Genomic DNA, 18,627 nt, shown 5'->3' with positions numbered 1-18,627 from the left:
ACTTCTATTGTATATGTATTTCCAGTCCTGTTGGCTGTATACCAGATCAGATCATCCTGTCCGTTGTTCTCGCTCCATGTCGGCATCAGTACTCTGTCTACCGCATTGTCATCTGTTACTGTACATGTCACTGTATATCCGCTTCGGCTCACGTTTGTTATCTTCGCATTGCTTATTACCGGTGCTTCATTTGCCCCCGGTACTGTCGCCGTCAGCTCTATCTTGCTTACTTTTCCTTCGCTGTCATAAGCATATATATCAGTATGATATTTTCCGCTGTCATTTTTGTGGTTTGATGTCTTTACTTCTATTGTATATGTATTTCCAGTCCTGTTGGCTGTATACCAGATCAGATCATCCTGCCCGTTGTTCTCGCTCCATGTCGGCATCAGTACTCTGTCTACCGCATTGTCATCTGTTACTGTACATGTCACTGTATATCCGCTTCGGCTCACGTTTGTTATCTTCGCATTGCTTATTACCGGTGCTTCATTTTTCTCATATGAAATATCATTTCCATTATTTACAATTGTTAAATGATTAGAAGATACATATGCATAATCACTGTCATAATTATATTCCGCACTTGTTGACACTGCAGTCCTATTACTATTCAATACTGAATCACTTTGAATTTCATAGAATTCATTTTCAGGAGTCTTCTTTCTTACTATAAAAGCATAACTAGGATTTTTTATTGTTGTATATAGAACTGTTGATGATATATTGCTTGATTGTCGTACATTCAAATTAGTCCGTGACGTTCCAGCAACATCTTTTACACCAATAGTATAATAATTTTTATCTTTTCCAGATATACTCGCATCCATATTTTCAGCAATTGATGCACATTTTTCACCTTCGTATGGGTCAGAGGAGTATTTGCCGAAAATTCCACTTCCTTTATCACCAAAGTACCCACCCCTAAATAAACTTGTGTATGTCCCATTTAGATATTTCTTTGACATCCAGTTTGATGCAAAATCTTCAATACAAGCTTCGACACTTGAATATTTTTTGGCATCTTCTGAAGGGTTAGCATCTGTTGCATTCATCCCAAATAAATTATTTTTATTTTGAGCTATAGAACTCTTACCCCAACCTGATTCAAGTGCAGCAAAACTCGCTGCCATTAATGCATTTACACCATACTTATTTTGATATTTTATGAACATGTCACCAGTATTATTTAATTTCGATGTACTTGAGTTTGCTTTATTGTTAAGATAAGTTGTTAATTCTTGAGCAGTGTAGTTTGTTTTACTTCGCATTGGTAGGTATTGAAAATAATTATAATATGGGGTACTTGGATTAACCGAATTTGTTCTTACATTATTTTTGTAATCCGTAATCATAGTATTATAATTTTCATAAAAATAGTGTCCATCATAGCTATAATATTCTTTTCCTTTTGTCAAATAGCTTGGTCCTTTTCCTACATAGTTACTATTTCCTTGATTACCGGTAGCATTAACATTATTAGAAATATAATGATATAAATTACCTGATGAATTTACTTCATAGTTACTTGCATAATAAGTTCCTTGTGTTAAAACCTCTACTTTACTTGGATCTACTAACCCTGTAACACCTGAAATCATAAACTTAACTTTTCCATTTTCATAACCTAAAAAAGCAGCATCAGCAGCACTTGCTTTTGAAATATATCCCGCCTGTCCAGTATAATAATCTACAAACTCCGTAGTTGTTCCTGCACTACTACAGTTAAAATTAACCATATTGGCTGTACTCACAACTCTTAATCTAGGATTATACACTTCTCCAGTAGTACCATCATAGACATCCACAGTTGTGATGTTTCCATTCTCATCAACAAATTTAGTTTGACCAATAACTTCCTTATTACCATTTTTTGTTTCAATCGAAGAATTATTTTCTAATTCCGTAGTGGAATTACTATTTAGATCTATATTTTTATCATTACTACTTTCATCTTCTACTGATAAATCATCATGATTATTAAAAGCCGCAACATTTCCCACTGTCATACTTAATGTAATCAACGATGCAGCACTAACTTTTGCTATTTTTTTCTTCATACACACTCTCCTGACTCTATTAATCAGTATAAGTATACAAAAAATGTGCTAATATAACAATCATTCAATCATTAATTCACACATTTATTTATAATTAAATATAATTATATACACTTTCTTATTTTATTTGTTTAAATATCTAAAACTATATATCTATAACGAACCTTTTCCATAAACAACACTTTTAACAGTTTTATACATAATTGTAAAATCTAACCATATTGACCAATTATGATAATAATAGTCATCTAATTTACACCGATAACTAAACTCCACATCACTTCGACCATTAGCTTGCCACATCCCTGTAACACCAGGTTTTAATTTAATAATTGAATCATAATATTGACCCATATCCTCTTTTTCACGTGGTAAGTATGGTCTTGGCCCTATAAAACTCATTTCACCCTTTAATACATTTACAAATTGTGGCCACTCGTCTAACGATGTTTTCCTTAAAAAATGTCCAACAGGAGTAATCCGAGGATCATCTTTTAATTTTTTGTTAGTTAAATACTCTTCTTTTATTTTAGGATCCTCTTCCATCATTCTTTCAAGCTCAGCTTCGGCATTAGGTATCATTGATCTAAATTTATATATTTTAATCAACTTTCCATTTTTCCCAATCCGCTCTTGTGAAAACATGATATTGTCATGGTCACCGCTCTTAACATATTTATATTTCACATAAGCCATTAATGGCAGTAAAGTCATCACCCCTGCTATACCAGCTAATATATCAATAAGTCTCTTAATAAACTTATCTAATAATCCAATTTCATCATTTGAAGTTGCGATTAGTAGCTGTCCATCAAAATCTTGAACTTCTGAAGAAAACGTCATTGTTCCATTCACATCTGGTAAATACTTAACTGAATCAACTTTACCATATATATCGCTCATTACCTTATCAATTACTTGCTGATCAGCTTCTGGTATTGCAATAATGATTTGTTCAATACCTAGGTTTTCTATTGCTTCATCAATTTTATCATATTCATATATAGGACTATGCTTAATAATATTTTCTTGTTCAAATCTAAATAATTCATTTGTTTTATTTACATCAACATATCCCATTATATTAGTTAAAGCAAATCTATTATTATTTGATATTTTTCCTAATCTTGCTGCCTCGTATCCGGTACCAATAACTAATGTTTTCCTCGCAAATTGTTCTCTAAACGCAATTCTAAGAAATCTAGATGCTAATAAACTAATCAAAAACATTGATATCGCCATAAGCGTTAAATGCATTTTTCTTTCGTAACCTGTAGATTGGGGTACTAAAACTAATAAAGCTATGTAAAAACAAAAACTTGATTTGACAAGCTGTTGAATTTCATTCCATATTAAACAAGTATTTAATGAATAATGTCCGTAAATAAATAAAAATAAAAAATATAGCGTTCCTGATCCCACTATTAAATCAATATCCATATGAAAATATAAGCATATAAAATAATACATCACAACCTCAATCATAAATAACATGATTGGCATTATTTTTCTATTCATAATTCCACCTCGACATTCATAGAACAATTATACCTTAATACAACTATTATTTCTATCTTTTATCAGTTTAAACAACTAATAAGATTGTTTAAACTGATAAATATTGTATAATAATTATATACTTTATAGGAGGTTGTCCATGAAATTCTTTTATACGGGATTAAATAAATTTATGTGGAATCACCCATTTATCAAATCTTGTACTCATTTTACTTCAAGATTTTGTCCATACATGGTTGCTATTTTTTATATGCTCTTTTTATTAAAAATATATTTAGATCGACCACACAACCTATTAGGTTTAGCGGCAGAACCAATAGCAGTATTTGCAATTACCGCTATTTTAAGAATTGTAATTGATAGAAAACGCCCCTCTGAAAAATATGATTTGACACCAATTGACGGCAGTAAAAAAACGGGTCATTCATTTCCAAGTATTCATGTTGCTATGTCAATATCAATTGCTTTAGCTGTTTTACACTTTGGTCCTAATATGGGATTGCTATTAAGTACCCTTGCAATAGCTATCTCATTATGTAGACTTTTATCAGGTGTTCACTACTTAACTGATATTCTTGCAAGTATTGCTATTGCTTTTATAGTTAATTTAATTTAATAACTTTTTAATCACAAGATAAAAAATATTCTTGTGATTTTTATTAAATAATACTGGGTGGGATTAAAGGATGCATATAGTAATAGTAAAATATCCAACATGTAATTAAGAATTAGAAAACAATATATCTATTTTCCAAGGTTCAAAACTAAAATTAAAAATAGTGATGAGTATAAAAGGTAGATAATTTCGATATTAAACATTTAACTAAATAATTTAGAAAAAGACTCGACTTCACTTCAAAAGTACGAGTCTTTAATATATTCTTTATAACTCATTAGATCTTCTAGCAAAAGTAAAGTTACCACTCGATACTGAAGAAATCTTAACTACATCACCAGTTTGAGGTGCATGGATATATTGACCATTACCAATGTAAATACCAACATGACCTGACTTCCATAAAATATCTCCTGGTAAAGCTTGTGATACACTTATTTGAGTACCATAACTCTTTAATTCACCTGTTGTTCGAGGAATACTAATTCCTACTTGAGCATAGCACCACTTAACAAGCCCAGAACAATCAAATGTGTTGGGACCATTTCCTCCCCAAACATATGGGCATCCTAATCTCGAATGCGCTGCATCAACGATACGGTCACGTATCGTAATTGTAGCATCTACAAAAGCCACACCACCTCTATCAAATGTGGAGTTTCTAGGAACAAGTTTAATTTCAATTGCTTCTGATTGAATCCTTCCCCCTATCGTACCTGCTGTTTCTCCATTCTTTGCCCAACCTAACCAACCCATATTGGAAACATGCATTCTATAATAGATATCAAAAAAATCAGACATTGTTCTTGATAAACTAATTTCAATTGCCTCAATAGGTTTATTTTGACCTTCAGTTCCCGCTCTTTCATTGCTAGAGACCCAGTTCTGCCAACCCACATCAGAAACATGAGTTCGATATGTTAATCCACTATTACCATCAAAATCACTTAATTTAATTTTAACAGCTTCCATTCTCTTTTTTTGATTAGTAGTTCCTGCCATCTTACCTTCATCTGCATAACTCATCCATCCCATATCTTGCACATGAGAGCTATATGTTAATGTTGGTTTTGTTAGTGATGGTAATCCCTCTGTTGAAATTTGACTTCCTTTAATAACTAATTTAATTTGAATCGCTTCTGTTCGAAGTGCAAGTCCTATCGATCCTGCAATCTCTCCATTCTTTGCCCAGCCTAGCCAACCCCTATATGGCACGTGTACCCGATAATAAATATCATACATATCTTTGTACTCATTTGTAAGCTCCGCTTGAAACGCTTGTATAGCTATTGCTTTATCTGTAGTGCCTGCTTGAGCTCCTGATGTAACCCATGCTTGCCACCCAACATCAGCTATATGAGCACGATATCTTACCATACTTTTATCATTTTCTTTAAGATTTAAAATTAATGCCTCTAGTCGCTTACTTTGATTTACAGTTCCTGCAATTTCATTATCATGGACTGTATCTAACCAACCTTTATCTTCAACATGAGCTTGATAATTTATTGCTGGTAACTCCATTGCACTTAATGAAAGGGGTGAAGTAAAAATGCCTAATGTAAAAACTAGCGTCGTGCATGTAAGCATTACTACCACAAATAACTTTAAAAATTTTTTCATAAAACTTTTCTCTGTATATTAGAATCTAATCTGTTATCATCAAATCATTAACAAAAAATTCAATATACTTTTCCTTTCCTGATTTTTATTTAGAATTGTTAAAGTGAATCTATATTTTAAACCAATCCGTACATAATTTAGCTTTTTTCACAACCTACTTTTCTATTATCAAAATATAGTTTTATTAAATATATAGAAATTTTAATAAATAATTTTTAAATCAATAAAATATTATATCAAAAAATAGAAGAGCCAAAAACTTAACTCTCCTACTTCTTCCATATAACTAATATTAATATTTTGAATACTAATATAACCAATTAAAATATTTAACATACAAAAAACAGTTAAATACTCCAATTTTAAATAAAGACAATATTGTCTTTATAAAACTATATTTGCACTCATGTCACAGATAGTTTTTCGAGCATTCTCTCCTATAATGCTTACGAAATAATTTATGGTTATACAATAAGAAAGCTATTGACTATTAAAATTAATAAGAAAACTGTTATAATTAATATTTCCGGTATATACTTTTCTTCACTTAACAACATTCTAAAAACTATTAGTTAATTTTATAAAGCTTAACGACTTTAGTACAGTATATTTAGAGTTACTCTTCTAAACAGAATTTTTTACACATTATATTTACTAAACTTTAGTAATTACAGCACTTACTAAATATTCTCTATCATTGACTTTTATTTGAATATCATCAGTAAAGCCAAAATCATTTGATCCAATTTCAATTTTTTTTCATCATCATTAAGAAACACAGTCCCATAATATGAATTATCACCACATAGACTAATATTATATATTCCAGCCTCTAAATCCACTCCAACCTTAAATACACCATTATTTTAAAGATTTAATGTTGATCGCTCATCAACAAATAACACTGTTTCATTAGATTGATATGTCAAGCCCATATCTTCGTAATTTTCATAAAAAATAAATACTTGACCTACTTTTTATTTCTAGCAAATGCATCAACACTTGCCTCAAGATTTTCTCCATATTCTGTTGCATACCCGGTAGCTTCTAAAACTTACTTTATTTCTGAATTAGTTTTTAATTCTGAGCTGTTTGAGCCACTCGAATTATCTGATTTACTACTGCCCCCAACCATTCCAATACATAAAAATAGTACCAATACAATTTCAAATAGCTTCTTCAGATTTTCTCTCCATCGCTATATATAATTATACAATATAGTAGTGATAAATACTACTTTACAAAAAATAAATTTTATCTACATTTAAGTAAATATAGCTATTTAATATCAGTAAAATATAAAATTATAGACTTTTACAATTAATAAATACTCATTAGAAAATTTGTGGTTTTTTTAATAATCTTATGCCCACTTAACAAATTTATTTTTAGTTATACCTGCATTCTCAAGCTTTTTTTGTTCATTTTTATCTTTATTATTGCCATTAGCCTTACCATATACAATAGCTGAAGTCTCACAAAATTATGACCATTATAATTTTCAATCTTATTATCATCCTTTGAACTTATTGTAATCTTCAGATAAATACCCATATCTTTGAATCATGGTAAATAGAATATATTATCAAGATTTCATACTATAAAGCATATCTATCTAAAATATTCTTTAAATAATTTTATTAGACTCTTTTCTAGACTTTCTGAAACATATAATAAAAATCAACGCAATACTTAATTAAACTTATAAATATTCTCATCTAAAAAAGTTGAACTCTTTTTAACTTCAGCCTCAATATAAGCCTGACCATACTTTTCAATCGCTGTAGGTAAACTACTAAAAAGATTTGTACCTAAAGCTAACTTATTTCCATCTACTTTAAATCCCATAGCTGCTAACGTAGTTGGAAACATATCTAAATGACTGAACTGTCTGTTTTTTATATTATTACTCGATACTTTAGAATTAATAAAACAGTTATATGTCGTTCTAACATAATCAGCAGGAATATCTTTAGTATATTTAACCGCCATAGTATTATGATCACCAACTAAAACAATTGTTGTATTTGCAAACCAGGACTGTTCCTTACACCATGAGATAAAATTATTTACTTGTTTTGATTGACAAGCATAAATATTCTCATATCTATTTGAATAGGTATTCGGACAAAGTGAACATTTAATTCCATCGGTTGTATGGCAATCTATTGTTGCCATTGTAAAATTAAATTTTTGACCACTATTGACTAAGTTAGTTATCTCCTCCTTAGCAATTCTAAATAAGCCCTGATCATTTATTCCCCACTCGCACACTTCACCTCGTTGCACTCGTCCATCATTCTTAAGGGCTTTATAATCTACGATCTTATAGTTTCCATGTTGTTCGAACAGCTTATCAGTCCCCGCGAAAGTCGCATTACCTCCAATACAAAATTCCTGAATATAACCATTTTCCGCAAGAATATCACCAATCATTTTTGCTCCCGGCATAAATTTAGCATAATTACTCATATCATTAGCTACTTCTGATTTTAATGGCAAGCCTGATGACTGCCCTACCATTGAAGCTATCGTCCAAGTAGTTCCAGTAAACCCCAAAGCCCCTCCAGCTTTGTCAGTATTTGAAAAACTAATATTCTCATTGGCTAATTGAGTCAGCTCAGGTAAACAATTAATTTCTTTGATACCGCCATTAACAACATCCATGAACGTATTTTCATAAGACTCTAAATATATATATATTAAATTATTAGGATTCTCACCAGAAACTGCAACACTCGTTGGATCAGCATAAATAAGTTCTGGATCTCCGTCCGAAACCTCTTTCTTTACAGCAATCTTTTTCGGCTCATATATTTCCGTTTTTTGATTACTTTTGCGCAAATAGTCAAATACCCCAAAATTACTTTCTGCCATAGATAACGCACCTGCCAATAAAACAACTCCTAAAACCCATAGATGACGATTAATCACATATAAAAATCTTGGTTTCACAAATCTATTTGCCCAATATTTTCTTATCAAATAGTAAGAAATTAAAACAATTACCATTATTACCAAAGAAAAAACAAGTGATTCTAAAATCCAGCTAATAATAATACCATGATCAGTACTTGTTGTCGGAGCTAATACAGTAAACAACAACTGATCCATATCTACTTTTCCAAAAGTACGATTACACCACAATACCGAAGTACAAATCATTAACGATAAAAATAAAAAAATACTAAATATAATTATTGATACAGCTCTATGCCTTTTACTCATTACTATCACCAAATTTAATTTTAACATAATCTTTAACAATTTCTAACAAATTTCTAACACAATAATATATTCGTTTCTAAATTAGATTAAAAATTTATTTTTCTTTAAAAAAACAACACTTCACCTTATAATATAACTATGGAAAAACTATATTCAACTGGTGAATTTGCGAAAATGGCAGGTGTCACCTTAAGAACAATCAGATATTATGATAAAATCGGTCTTTTAAAACCAACAAAAATTCTTGATAACGGATATCGCCGCTATTGCAATCGTGATTTAATTACCCTTCAAAAGATCCTCTCACTAAAAGAATTAGGATTCTCACTTGAAGAAATTTATCCTCTTATTCAAGATAATAACCAGGATAACTTTAAAGAGTCGATTAAACTGCAAACCAATCTAATTGATCAGAAAATCAAACATTTAACCAATCTAAAAGATTCTTTAAAAGCAACAGAGCGTCTAATCAATAAAAAAAATATCGCCTGGGACAAAATTATTGAACTGATCCGCTTATCAACAATTGATGATAATCTTGTCACGCAATATATGAATGCTAAAAATCTTGATACACGAATCAAACTGCATGACAAATTTTCAATAAACCAGCAAGGCTGGTTTCCCTGGATTTTTGAACAAATTGATTTTTCCACCGTGTATCGTCTATTAGAGCTCGGCTGTGGAAATGGTAAATTATGGGAGAACAATACATATAATCTTCGTAATCGAGAAATCTTCTTATCAGATAATTCTGAGGGAATGATAGATGAAATTCGTCAAAAACTTGGAAATGATTATAATTATATTGTTGCAGACTGCCAAAGTATTCCTTTTAAAAATAACTACTTTGATACAATTGTTGCTAATCACATGCTTTTTTATTTAAAGGATTTAAAACAAGGTTTAACTGAAATAACTCGTGTCTTAAAGAATAATGGTACTTTTTATTGCACGACCTACAGTAAATATCATATGCAGGAAATTAGCGAACTTGCTCAAAACTTTGACTCACGTATCTCTTTATCTGATGATCCTCTTCCTGAACGTTTCGGTCTTGAAAATGGTAAAGATATTTTAAAAAGCTATTTTAATTATGTGGAATTAAAAAAATATGAAGATTATTTGTTAATAACTGAAGCCCAACCACTTATCGATTATATTCTTAGTTGTCATGGTAATCAAAACGAATACCTTGGTAATCGACTAAAAGAATTTAAAATATATATCGAAGATTTAATCAAAGAATCCCAGGGGATTAAGATCACCAAGGACTCTGGTTTATTTATTTGTACGAAGTAAAGCGACTCTTTTAGGAGTCGCTTTACTTTTTAAATTGGTTCAGGAGCCTCTAGATACCGCTCCGCATAACATGTACAGATCATTCCCGTAATGGCTGCTAATGAATATGGATGACTGGCATAGTCATTAATACTTTCATAGCGAATATAGTAATCTACATAGGGAATTTCAATATCCGAATTACAAGTAATTAAATATATTTTAGGTTTGTCATTAGTATTTCTAAATAATGTCTTTCTTTCAAAAGCTCGTTTAAAATAAGTACCGGATTCTGATAAAATAATAATCAAATTACTACTATCAGCATTATTGATATATTCAATTTGATCACTATATTTCATTGATGTATGAATAAATTTATGGCATGTTTGAAGATCATATTGTAAATTTTGGGCAACACTTTGTGATTGCATATATCCAAAGGCTGCAACATTTGAATAATTCGCAATATCAGTTACCAATTTATAAATATCTTTTTCGTTAATTGTTCTCTTTAATAATTGTAAATTTTCTATAACCCCTTCAACAAAGGATTGACCAGGAACCTCTTTTTGATAACTTTGATAATAGAATTTATTTTTGGCATACTGGTGAGCTGGCTGGTACTTTGCAATTTGACTTTTTAACTCATTATAATCTCGTAAGCCAATATCACGGCAAAACCTAGAAATACTAGAATTAGACACATAGCACTCTTTCGCTAATTCGGTTATGGAGATATCCTCCAGAGCCCGCATGTTCTCTAAAATATATTTAGCAATTCGATAATTATTAGAATTAATTAATTCGCTATTGATCGTTGATAACAAGATAATCGTTAAATTATACATACCAGTTCCACCCTTCATAAAATCTATTAATAATTCAATAGTATATCATGAACAGTTAAAATGTCTAATTTTATTTTCTAATTACTACTGTTCTTGCTAGTTTATCATGAAAAGATTGTGATAAAGGATTAAAATACGCATAAATAATTGAAGCGAGGGTTATTGCATACGCTCCATATTTAAGAATCGGAATAATCTCGGCTGTAATCAATAAGCCAATTAATTTACGGATATACGTGGCTGAAACGACAATCCCACCTTCTATTACTACTGCACCAATGATTTCTCTTAAAAACATTGTTTTTGTATCCACTTTTTGTCCATCAGTTTTAACAACTTGTAGTTTACAAATTTTCTTTCCTAAAGTTTGACCTTTCCATATATATGTCGGAACAGCAAAATAATAACAAATCCCAACAACTACAACAAACAGACCATAGATCATTCCTATTTTATAGCCATATGTTTCTAGTTGAAAAGAATATGGTTGAATATAGTCCTTACCCCTAAGAAAAAAAGTTACAGGAATAGCGACAATCATATTACTAATGTACCAGTCAATGACCATTGCTAAAAAACGCTGAAATCGCAACTTAGCAATATCGTAGCCTTTTATCTCTATTTTTCTTTTATTATCTCTTTTTTTACTCATTTTTCTTCTCCAATAAATTTTTAAAATAAAAAGAGATTTAAAATCTCTTTTTGGTGTGTAAGTTTATCTTTATCCTTGATTGTATCAACTTTTAATAAATTAGCTATTTTCTTCAGCTAATTTCTGTTTTTCCATTAATTTAAAGAATGGATAATAAAGTAGCATATCCAAAATAATTAAGATAATAACCATGATTCCCGCTTTGATATCCATACAGCCCAAGGCTGCGCCAATCGGTGCCGGAGTTGTCCATGGAGTCTCAACTACGCCCTTTCCAACAATATTTAAAGCCATACAAGTATAAGCAATAATTGTATTAATTACCGGTACAAAAATAAATGGTATCATCATTAACGGATTCAAGACCATTGGTAACCCGAAGATGATTGGCTCATTGATATTAAAAATTGCTGGTCCGATTGATAATTTACCTAATGTCTTTAACTCTACTGATTTTGAGCGTAACAAGAGAATACATAAACCTAATGTTGCACCTCCGCCACCAAGTGTAATTACATAAGACCAAAATGGTTGAGTAAAGAAATTGACAATTGGCTCACCAGCTGAAAAAGCAGTGATATTTGCCATTAAATACATTTGCATAAACGGCAGTCTGATTGGCTGCGTAATACTTGCACCATGTAAACCAAAGAACCAGAAAGTTTGAGCAATAATTGTAATTAAACAAATTCCAAGTAATGAATCTAATCCTGAAATTGCTGGTGCTAAAATCGTCATGATCAAACTAGGTAATAATTCACCACTAATATTTTGAATAATCAATGATAAGCCATAGAAGACTCCCATACAAACAAATAGTGGTAAAATTGAATCAAATGATGAAGCGATTGCTGGAGGAACTCCCTCAGGCATCTTAAAACGAATATTTTTCTTCAACATCACCCTCATTATTTCAACACAGCCGATAGAAACAATAATAGCAGTAAAAATACCTTTAGCATCTAGGTAGGTCGTAGGAATAAAACTAGCTGCCTGTGCTAATAGATCATTAGTGTTGGCCCCCTCACTAATTGCACTAGTCAATACCGCAGTTGTTGTTGGTGCACAAATCAATAAAAATACTGTGGTTGAAACAATCGCTGCATTTAATCCTGACATTTCATATCTTTTAGCCAAATGATATGCGATCGCGATAGCAACAAATAGCCCCATTAATGCCATTGTCATATTGTACGGCAGTCGCAAAGCCGTTGCATTGGCCTGAGCCCAATTATACCAGCCAATTAATAGATCACTAATTACTCCCCAATCCGGTAAACTCTTTGGCGTAAATGGTGGAGTTGAAATAATTAAACAAAAACCACCTAAAATCGATAATGGAATCGCCACTACCATACCATCACGAATTGCTGCCAAATGACGCTGGTTCCCAAGTTTATTAGCAATTGGAACTAAAGTCTTATTGGCAATCTCATTGAATTTTTCAATAAAATTCATATTTTAATTCCTCCCTTCTTTTAACCTCCCCATGATTATATAAACTCAACCAGTCTATAAACAATTATTTTGCATAATTGCGAAATAATTTCCAATATTTGGAAATCACTAATTATTTTAGTTGAATTTATGATAAAATGAAAAAATAGCTAAAAAAGTTATTTTAAAAAATATAAATATTATTAATTATTTTACCAAAATTACCTTGACCTAATATCTTTATTGCCTTAGAATAGCCTTTGTGTAAGCTTTACTTCTTTATCCAAGATGTTTCATAAAATATGAAAATCAAGGAGAAAGATTATGAAATTAATTATTGAAGATTCAAAAGAAAAAATGAGTGAAAGTGCGATGCAAATTTTACTCGGAACAATGATGCAAGATAAGCGTGTAAATATTTCACTAACCGCTGGTCGTTCACCCGAATTATTATATAAAATGATGATTCCATATGTTAAAGATCAAGCAAAATTCGCTGATGTGCAATATTATTTATTCGATGAAGCCCCATATATTGGAAAAACAGCTAAAGAAGATGGTGAAAACTGGAAAGAAATGCAAAAAGTGTTTTTTGAACCAGCTAATATTCCTGCCGATCGAGTTCATATCACTACTATGGACAATTGGGAAACCTTTGATGAACAGATTCGTAATGCCGGAGAAATCGATGCAATGCTGATTGGGTTAGGATTTGATGGTCACTTTTGTAGTAACTGTCCTCGCTGTACACCAATGGACAGCTATACTTATGCATTAGAACGCAAAATTAAAAATGCGGTTAATCCCGCTTATGCTGATAAACCCCAACAACCGGTAACTTTAACAATGGGTCCAAAGAGTTTGATGCGAGTAAAACACCTAGTAATGATTGTCACAGGTAAAGAAAAAGCAGAAATTTTAAAGCAAATGCTTGATTCACCAATCACTGACGAATTACCAGCTACCATTTTAAAACTGCATCCTAACTTTACGGTTATTTGTGATCAAGATGCTGCTTCATTACTAGATTTAAATAACTATAAAAGATTATAACAAAACGGCCTATTGTAGTGTCCCGCCTAAAGTTAGACTGACTTTAGGCGAGCGCTGCATATTAGCCGTTTTATTTATTTTCATATTTTTTTGCACTTGAGAAGCCTTTTCCCCTAACCTCATTTACCTTATTGATAATCATAAAGGCATCAGGATCGATGTCATAAACATAATTATTTAACTGGGTCAACTCTCGATTATTTACAACTGTTAAAACTACTGGGTACTGATTATGCTTAAAACCCGTCTCACTATGAATCAGTGTAGTTCCCCGATCAAGAACACTAATAATCTTTTCATTTATCTCATTAAATTTAGCGCTAACTATTTTGACTTGCATCTGTGATTTTCCAATAACCAATACTTTATCTAAGACAACAGTATAGATCAGCACTAGCAAGATTCCATAAAAAACCATTTCTCGATTACGAATGACCATTTGTCCTAGTAAAATAATAAAATCAAAACCATACATACTTACTGAAATAGGAATACCTAATTTTTTATTTAGGATCAATGGCGGTATATCCATTCCTCCAGTACTAGCTCCACAACGAATTACTAACCCGATTGCTGTACCAATCATTAATCCCGCTAAAATAACGCATAATAATGTATCTTTACTCATCATTTCATTTTTAAAAACACCTTGAAGAATCCCTAAAATGAATGGATAGTAAAAAGAACTGATCAAAGTCGTTAAAGCAAACTTTTTCCCTAATACTTTCCACCCAATTAAAAACATACTGACATTAAAAATTGAAACAAAGACAGTTATTGAAAATCCAGTCGTCGCATTTACTAACAACGCCATCCCTGTTGTTCCACCTGTAATTAAATTATTAGGTAAAATAAACATCGTTACTCCTAAAGCATAAATTGTATTACCTAATAATATTCCGATTATATTTCTGATATCTTTCATTTTCTCACTCTTTCATCATTACTTTCAACTTTATCTATTTTAAATCATAATTGTTTTTTATACAATACAATTACTAATTAATTCTTTTAGACATCTTTTTAGTACTAAAAACTTTAATATCATTATACAATAACACTTGACCCTTACGTTACGTAATGGTTTAAGATTATGATGAAATAAAGGAGGCTTTTTAATATGAAAGGTATTGTATTAGCTGGAGGATCTGGAACAAGATTATATCCTCTAACTCAAGTAACAAGTAAACAATTATTACCAATTTATGACAAACCAATGATTTATTATCCATTAAGTATTTTGATGGAAGCTGGAATCAAAGATATCCTAATCATCTCGACACCTGATGATACTCCTCGTTTTGAAGAACTATTAGGTGACGGCAGCCAATTTGGGATTTCACTTCAATACAAAGTACAACCCTCTCCTGATGGATTAGCTCAGGCATTTATTCTTGGTGAAGAATTTATTGATGGTGAAGGATGTGCAATGGTCTTAGGGGATAATATTTTCCATGGTCATGGCTTAGGTAAACGTTTAAGAGAAGCTGCTAATAAGTTTAGTGGAGCAACCGTATTTGGATATTATGTTGATGATCCTGAGAGATTTGGGGTTGTTGAATTTGATGAAAATGGTAAAGCTGTTTCACTAGAAGAAAAACCAGCTAATCCTAAATCTAATTATGCTGTTACAGGGCTATATTTCTATGATAAAAATGTTGTTGAATTCGCTAAAAGTATTAAACCAAGTGCCCGTGGCGAATTAGAAATTACTGATTTAAATAAAATCTATCTAGATAATGGTACTTTAGATGTAACTTTATTAGGACAAGGATTTACCTGGTTAGATACAGGAACTCATGAAAGTTTAGTCGATGCAACTAACTTTGTTAAAACTGTAGAAACTCATCAAAACCGGAAGATTGCATGTCTTGAAGAAATCGCTTATAATAACGGGTGGATTTCCAAAGACCAGCTTAATACATCATATGAGTTGTATAAGAAAAACCAATATGGTAAATATTTAAAAGATGTATTAGACGGTAAATTTATAGATCAATAAGAGGTAGACAAATGAAAAAAATTGAAACTAAAATCCCTGGTGTGGTTATCATTGAGCCAGATATTCATGGTGATCACCGCGGTTATTTCATGGAAACATATTCAACAAGTAATTTTCATGAATTAGGAATTGATAATGTCTTTGTTCAAGACAACATGTCTTTTACAGCAAAAAAAGGGACTTTAAGAGGCTTGCATTTCCAAAATGATCCAATGGCCCAAGCTAAATTAGTTAGCTGTACTAAAGGAACTGTTATTGATGTCGCTGTTGATATTCGTAAAGGTTCTCCAACTTATAAACAATGGGTTGCAGTAGAGTTGAGTGAAGAAAATAAGAAGATGTTCTTTATTCCTCGAGGATTTGCTCATGGTTTCTTAACATTAACTGATAATGTTGAATTTAGATACAAAGTAGATAATTTATACTCTAAAGAACATGATCGGGGAATTCGTTACGATGATCCTTCGGTCAATGTTGATTGGGGCGGATTATTAAATGGAATTGAACCAATCTTATCAGATAAAGATAAAAATGGTCCTACATTAGATGAAAGTGATTGTAATTTTAAATTTGAAGGAGATAAATAAATGAAAATTTTAGTAACAGGTGGAGCAGGTTTCATCGGTGGAAACTTTGTTCACTATATGGTTGAAACTTATCCAGAAGATATGATCGTTAACTTAGATTTATTAACTTATGCTGGAAACTTAGAGACTTGTAAACCAGTTGAAGGTAAACCGAATTATAAATTTGTTAAAGGTGATATTGCTGACCGTGAATTCATCTTTAAGTTATTTGAAGAAGAAAAATTTGATGTTGTTGTTAACTTCGCAGCAGAATCACATGTTGATAGAAGTATTACTGATCCTGAAATCTTCGTTAAAACAAATGTTATGGGAACAACTACTTTATTAGATGCAGCTAAAGAATTTGGAGTAAAAAGATATCATCAAGTATCTACTGATGAAGTATATGGTGACCTACCTTTAGATCGACCTGATTTGTTCTTTACTGAAACAACACCATTACACACATCTAGTCCTTATAGTTCATCAAAAGCTTCTGCAGATTTATTTGTTTTAGCTTATCATCGTACTTTTGGATTACCAGTAACTATTTCTAGATGTTCAAATAACTATGGTCCATATCATTTCCCTGAAAAGTTAATTCCATTAATGATTTCAAGAGCTTTAGCTGATGAAGAATTACCAGTATATGGTAAAGGTGATAATGTTCGTGACTGGTTACATGTATACGATCACTGTGTTGCAATTGACTTAATTATTAGAAAAGGTCGTGTTGGTGAAGTTTATAATGTTGGTGGTCATAATGAAAGAACTAATTTAGAAGTTGTTCAAACTATTTTAAAAGCTTTAAATAAACCTGAATCTTTAATCAAATATGTTGAAGATCGTAAGGGGCATGATCGTCGTTATGCTATTGATCCAACTAAATTAGAAACAGAACTTGGATGGAAACCAAAATATAACTTTGATACTGGTATCCAACAAACCATTCAATGGTATTTAGATAATAAAGAATGGTGGCAAAATATTCTTTCTGGTGAATATCAAAACTATTTTGAGAAAATGTACGCTGGAAAAGTAAAATAATTATTATTTAAATTAAAAATTGTTGAACATAAATGAGTTCAACAATTTTTTTATTATCAAATTAATTAAAATTTGAAGATTTTTGGTTCTTCTGTAAAAGAACAGATTTTTGCAGTTACATTACGAAGATAAAATACTTCTGTATTTCCATCTCCAGGCTGATACATTTTTTGCAATGATGGATAGGCTGCTAACATATGTTTTTGTGCATCAATATTATTATCAAGATAAGCAGTTGCTTCAATTCTAATCCATTTTCCATCATCCATAGCACAAATCTCTATTTGAGGATTCTCTTTAATTTGTCGCGAAACAGCTTTAACTTTACCAGTTTGGATATACAATCTATTATTATACAAATCAATTGTCCCAAATGGCCTAACCCGCGGTTTATAACCCTCAACAGTAGCTAAATAATAAGTTCCACATTTCTTCAAGAATTCATAAACTTCATTCATACCAGCTCCTCCTTATAATATATATTTTACTCCCCTCAACTCATTAGTACAATCTAATCATTATAAACTTAGTTAAATCATTATATTAGTTATAATTTTATTCTTTAATCTCTCTTACCAGCATTTATAATAAATAATTTAAAATAATTAAAATTAAAAAAGCATTCCTTTAGTTTAACTGGCTCTATACTAAAACTGGAGGGGAAATATATCCTGCTCCAGTTTTCTTATATTT

General features: G+C 31.1%; 15 protein-coding genes. 6 read left to right on the top strand and 9 right to left on the bottom strand.

Features of this window, described 5'->3' with window-relative positions; translation table 11 throughout:
- Together KSU54_RS16500 and KSU54_RS16495 are read right to left on the bottom strand one after the other, a co-directional pair.
- Positions 1–2,060: GBS Bsp-like repeat-containing protein (locus tag KSU54_RS16500; RefSeq protein WP_217749040.1), on the bottom strand; the 2,060-nt coding region annotated here is incomplete at its 3' end.
- A gap of 153 nt (positions 2,061–2,213) precedes the next feature.
- Positions 2,214–3,578 carry an exopolysaccharide biosynthesis polyprenyl glycosylphosphotransferase gene (locus KSU54_RS16495; RefSeq protein ID WP_003535375.1) on the bottom strand — a complete coding sequence of 455 codons (1,365 nt, stop codon included), beginning with the start codon at positions 3,576–3,578 and terminating at the stop codon, positions 2,214–2,216.
- A gap of 139 nt (positions 3,579–3,717) precedes the next feature.
- On the opposite strand from KSU54_RS16495, the gene KSU54_RS16490 reads away from it, so the two are divergent.
- On the top strand, positions 3,718–4,194 hold the full coding sequence (locus KSU54_RS16490; protein ID WP_008792507.1) for a phosphatase PAP2 family protein: 477 nt from the start codon (positions 3,718–3,720) through the stop codon (positions 4,192–4,194).
- Between the two features lie 267 nt (positions 4,195–4,461).
- Here the strand turns inward: KSU54_RS16490 and KSU54_RS16485 are convergent, their stop codons facing one another.
- Together KSU54_RS16485 and KSU54_RS16480 are read right to left on the bottom strand one after the other, a co-directional pair.
- Entirely contained in the window at positions 4,462–5,817 is a 1,356-nt protein-coding gene (locus KSU54_RS16485; RefSeq protein ID WP_008792508.1) for an NlpC/P60 family protein, read from the bottom strand.
- Positions 5,818–7,509: 1,692 nt separating this feature from the next.
- Positions 7,510–9,045 carry an LTA synthase family protein gene (locus tag KSU54_RS16480; RefSeq protein WP_226814582.1) on the bottom strand — a complete coding sequence of 512 codons (1,536 nt, stop codon included), beginning with the start codon at positions 9,043–9,045 and terminating at the stop codon, positions 7,510–7,512.
- A gap of 138 nt (positions 9,046–9,183) precedes the next feature.
- Here KSU54_RS16480 and KSU54_RS16475 point away from each other — a divergent pair, with 138 nt between their 5' ends.
- Positions 9,184–10,347, top strand: a complete 1,164-nt coding sequence (locus KSU54_RS16475) for a MerR family transcriptional regulator (protein WP_003535389.1) — start codon at positions 9,184–9,186, stop codon at positions 10,345–10,347.
- Positions 10,348–10,376: 29 nt separating this feature from the next.
- Here the strand turns inward: KSU54_RS16475 and KSU54_RS16470 are convergent, their stop codons facing one another.
- The 3 genes from KSU54_RS16470 to KSU54_RS16460 all read right to left on the bottom strand — a co-directional run bounded on the left by KSU54_RS16470 (position 10,377) and on the right by KSU54_RS16460 (position 13,287).
- Positions 10,377–11,177 (bottom strand): MurR/RpiR family transcriptional regulator, encoded by an 801-nt coding sequence (locus KSU54_RS16470; protein ID WP_009300437.1) that lies wholly within the window; start codon positions 11,175–11,177, stop codon positions 10,377–10,379.
- A gap of 70 nt (positions 11,178–11,247) precedes the next feature.
- Positions 11,248–11,829: an RDD family protein gene (locus KSU54_RS16465; protein WP_003535393.1), complete on the bottom strand. Its 582-nt coding sequence runs from the start codon at positions 11,827–11,829 to the stop codon at positions 11,248–11,250.
- 99 nt (positions 11,830–11,928) lie between these two features.
- Positions 11,929–13,287: a PTS sugar transporter subunit IIC gene (locus tag KSU54_RS16460; RefSeq protein ID WP_003535395.1), complete on the bottom strand. Its 1,359-nt coding sequence runs from the start codon at positions 13,285–13,287 to the stop codon at positions 11,929–11,931.
- Between the two features lie 303 nt (positions 13,288–13,590).
- On the opposite strand from KSU54_RS16460, the gene KSU54_RS16455 reads away from it, so the two are divergent.
- Positions 13,591–14,319 carry a 6-phosphogluconolactonase gene (locus KSU54_RS16455; protein WP_003535397.1) on the top strand — a complete coding sequence of 243 codons (729 nt, stop codon included), beginning with the start codon at positions 13,591–13,593 and terminating at the stop codon, positions 14,317–14,319.
- 70 nt (positions 14,320–14,389) lie between these two features.
- On the opposite strand, the gene KSU54_RS16450 is transcribed toward KSU54_RS16455, so the two are convergent.
- A complete protein-coding gene (locus KSU54_RS16450) occupies positions 14,390–15,244 on the bottom strand; it encodes a YitT family protein (protein WP_003535398.1) in 855 nt (284 codons plus the stop codon).
- A 195-nt stretch (positions 15,245–15,439) separates the two neighbouring features.
- On the opposite strand from KSU54_RS16450, the gene rfbA reads away from it, so the two are divergent.
- The 3 genes from rfbA to rfbB are packed head-to-tail and all read left to right on the top strand — an operon-like array spanning position 15,440 to position 17,934.
- The gene (rfbA, locus tag KSU54_RS16445; RefSeq protein ID WP_003535399.1) at positions 15,440–16,321 is read left to right on the top strand and encodes a glucose-1-phosphate thymidylyltransferase RfbA; all 882 of its coding nucleotides are present in this window, start codon (positions 15,440–15,442) and stop codon (positions 16,319–16,321) included.
- Between the two features lie 11 nt (positions 16,322–16,332).
- On the top strand, positions 16,333–16,908 hold the full coding sequence (rfbC, locus tag KSU54_RS16440; protein WP_003535400.1) for a dTDP-4-dehydrorhamnose 3,5-epimerase: 576 nt from the start codon (positions 16,333–16,335) through the stop codon (positions 16,906–16,908).
- A complete protein-coding gene (gene rfbB / locus KSU54_RS16435; protein WP_003535401.1) occupies positions 16,909–17,934 on the top strand; it encodes a dTDP-glucose 4,6-dehydratase in 1,026 nt (341 codons plus the stop codon).
- 65 nt (positions 17,935–17,999) lie between these two features.
- On the opposite strand, the gene KSU54_RS16430 is transcribed toward rfbB, so the two are convergent.
- Entirely contained in the window at positions 18,000–18,392 is a 393-nt protein-coding gene (locus tag KSU54_RS16430) for a pyridoxamine 5'-phosphate oxidase family protein (RefSeq protein ID WP_003535402.1), read from the bottom strand.
- Positions 18,393–18,627: the final 235 nt, after the last annotated feature.

This window comes from Erysipelatoclostridium sp. MSK.23.31, assembly GCF_019125875.1.
Lineage (GTDB): Bacteria > Bacillota_I > Bacilli_A > Erysipelotrichales > Coprobacillaceae > Thomasclavelia > Thomasclavelia ramosa.
Note: the sequence above shows the minus strand (reverse complement) of the source record. Positions and strands in the feature narration are given on the sequence as shown.

What these genes read in the sequence shown, in the direction of transcription:
- KSU54_RS16475 (WP_003535389.1), top strand. Translation starts at nt 9,184, where the DNA reads ATGGAAAAACTATATTCAACTGGTGAATTTGCGAAAATGGCAGGTGTC.
- rfbB (WP_003535401.1), top strand. Translation starts at nt 16,909, where the DNA reads ATGAAAATTTTAGTAACAGGTGGAGCAGGTTTCATCGGTGGAAACTTT.
- KSU54_RS16490 (WP_008792507.1), top strand. Translation starts at nt 3,718, where the DNA reads ATGAAATTCTTTTATACGGGATTAAATAAATTTATGTGGAATCACCCA.
- KSU54_RS16460 (WP_003535395.1), bottom strand. Translation starts at nt 13,287, where the DNA reads ATGAATTTTATTGAAAAATTCAATGAGATTGCCAATAAGACTTTAGTT.
- rfbA (WP_003535399.1), top strand. Translation starts at nt 15,440, where the DNA reads ATGAAAGGTATTGTATTAGCTGGAGGATCTGGAACAAGATTATATCCT.
- rfbC (WP_003535400.1), top strand. Translation starts at nt 16,333, where the DNA reads ATGAAAAAAATTGAAACTAAAATCCCTGGTGTGGTTATCATTGAGCCA.
- KSU54_RS16455 (WP_003535397.1), top strand. Translation starts at nt 13,591, where the DNA reads ATGAAATTAATTATTGAAGATTCAAAAGAAAAAATGAGTGAAAGTGCG.
- KSU54_RS16485 (WP_008792508.1), bottom strand. Translation starts at nt 5,817, where the DNA reads ATGAAAAAATTTTTAAAGTTATTTGTGGTAGTAATGCTTACATGCACG.
- KSU54_RS16450 (WP_003535398.1), bottom strand. Translation starts at nt 15,244, where the DNA reads ATGAAAGATATCAGAAATATAATCGGAATATTATTAGGTAATACAATT.
- KSU54_RS16470 (WP_009300437.1), bottom strand. Translation starts at nt 11,177, where the DNA reads ATGTATAATTTAACGATTATCTTGTTATCAACGATCAATAGCGAATTA.
- KSU54_RS16465 (WP_003535393.1), bottom strand. Translation starts at nt 11,829, where the DNA reads ATGAGTAAAAAAAGAGATAATAAAAGAAAAATAGAGATAAAAGGCTAC.
- KSU54_RS16430 (WP_003535402.1), bottom strand. Translation starts at nt 18,392, where the DNA reads ATGAATGAAGTTTATGAATTCTTGAAGAAATGTGGAACTTATTATTTA.
- KSU54_RS16495 (WP_003535375.1), bottom strand. Translation starts at nt 3,578, where the DNA reads ATGAATAGAAAAATAATGCCAATCATGTTATTTATGATTGAGGTTGTG.
- KSU54_RS16480 (WP_226814582.1), bottom strand. Translation starts at nt 9,045, where the DNA reads ATGAGTAAAAGGCATAGAGCTGTATCAATAATTATATTTAGTATTTTT.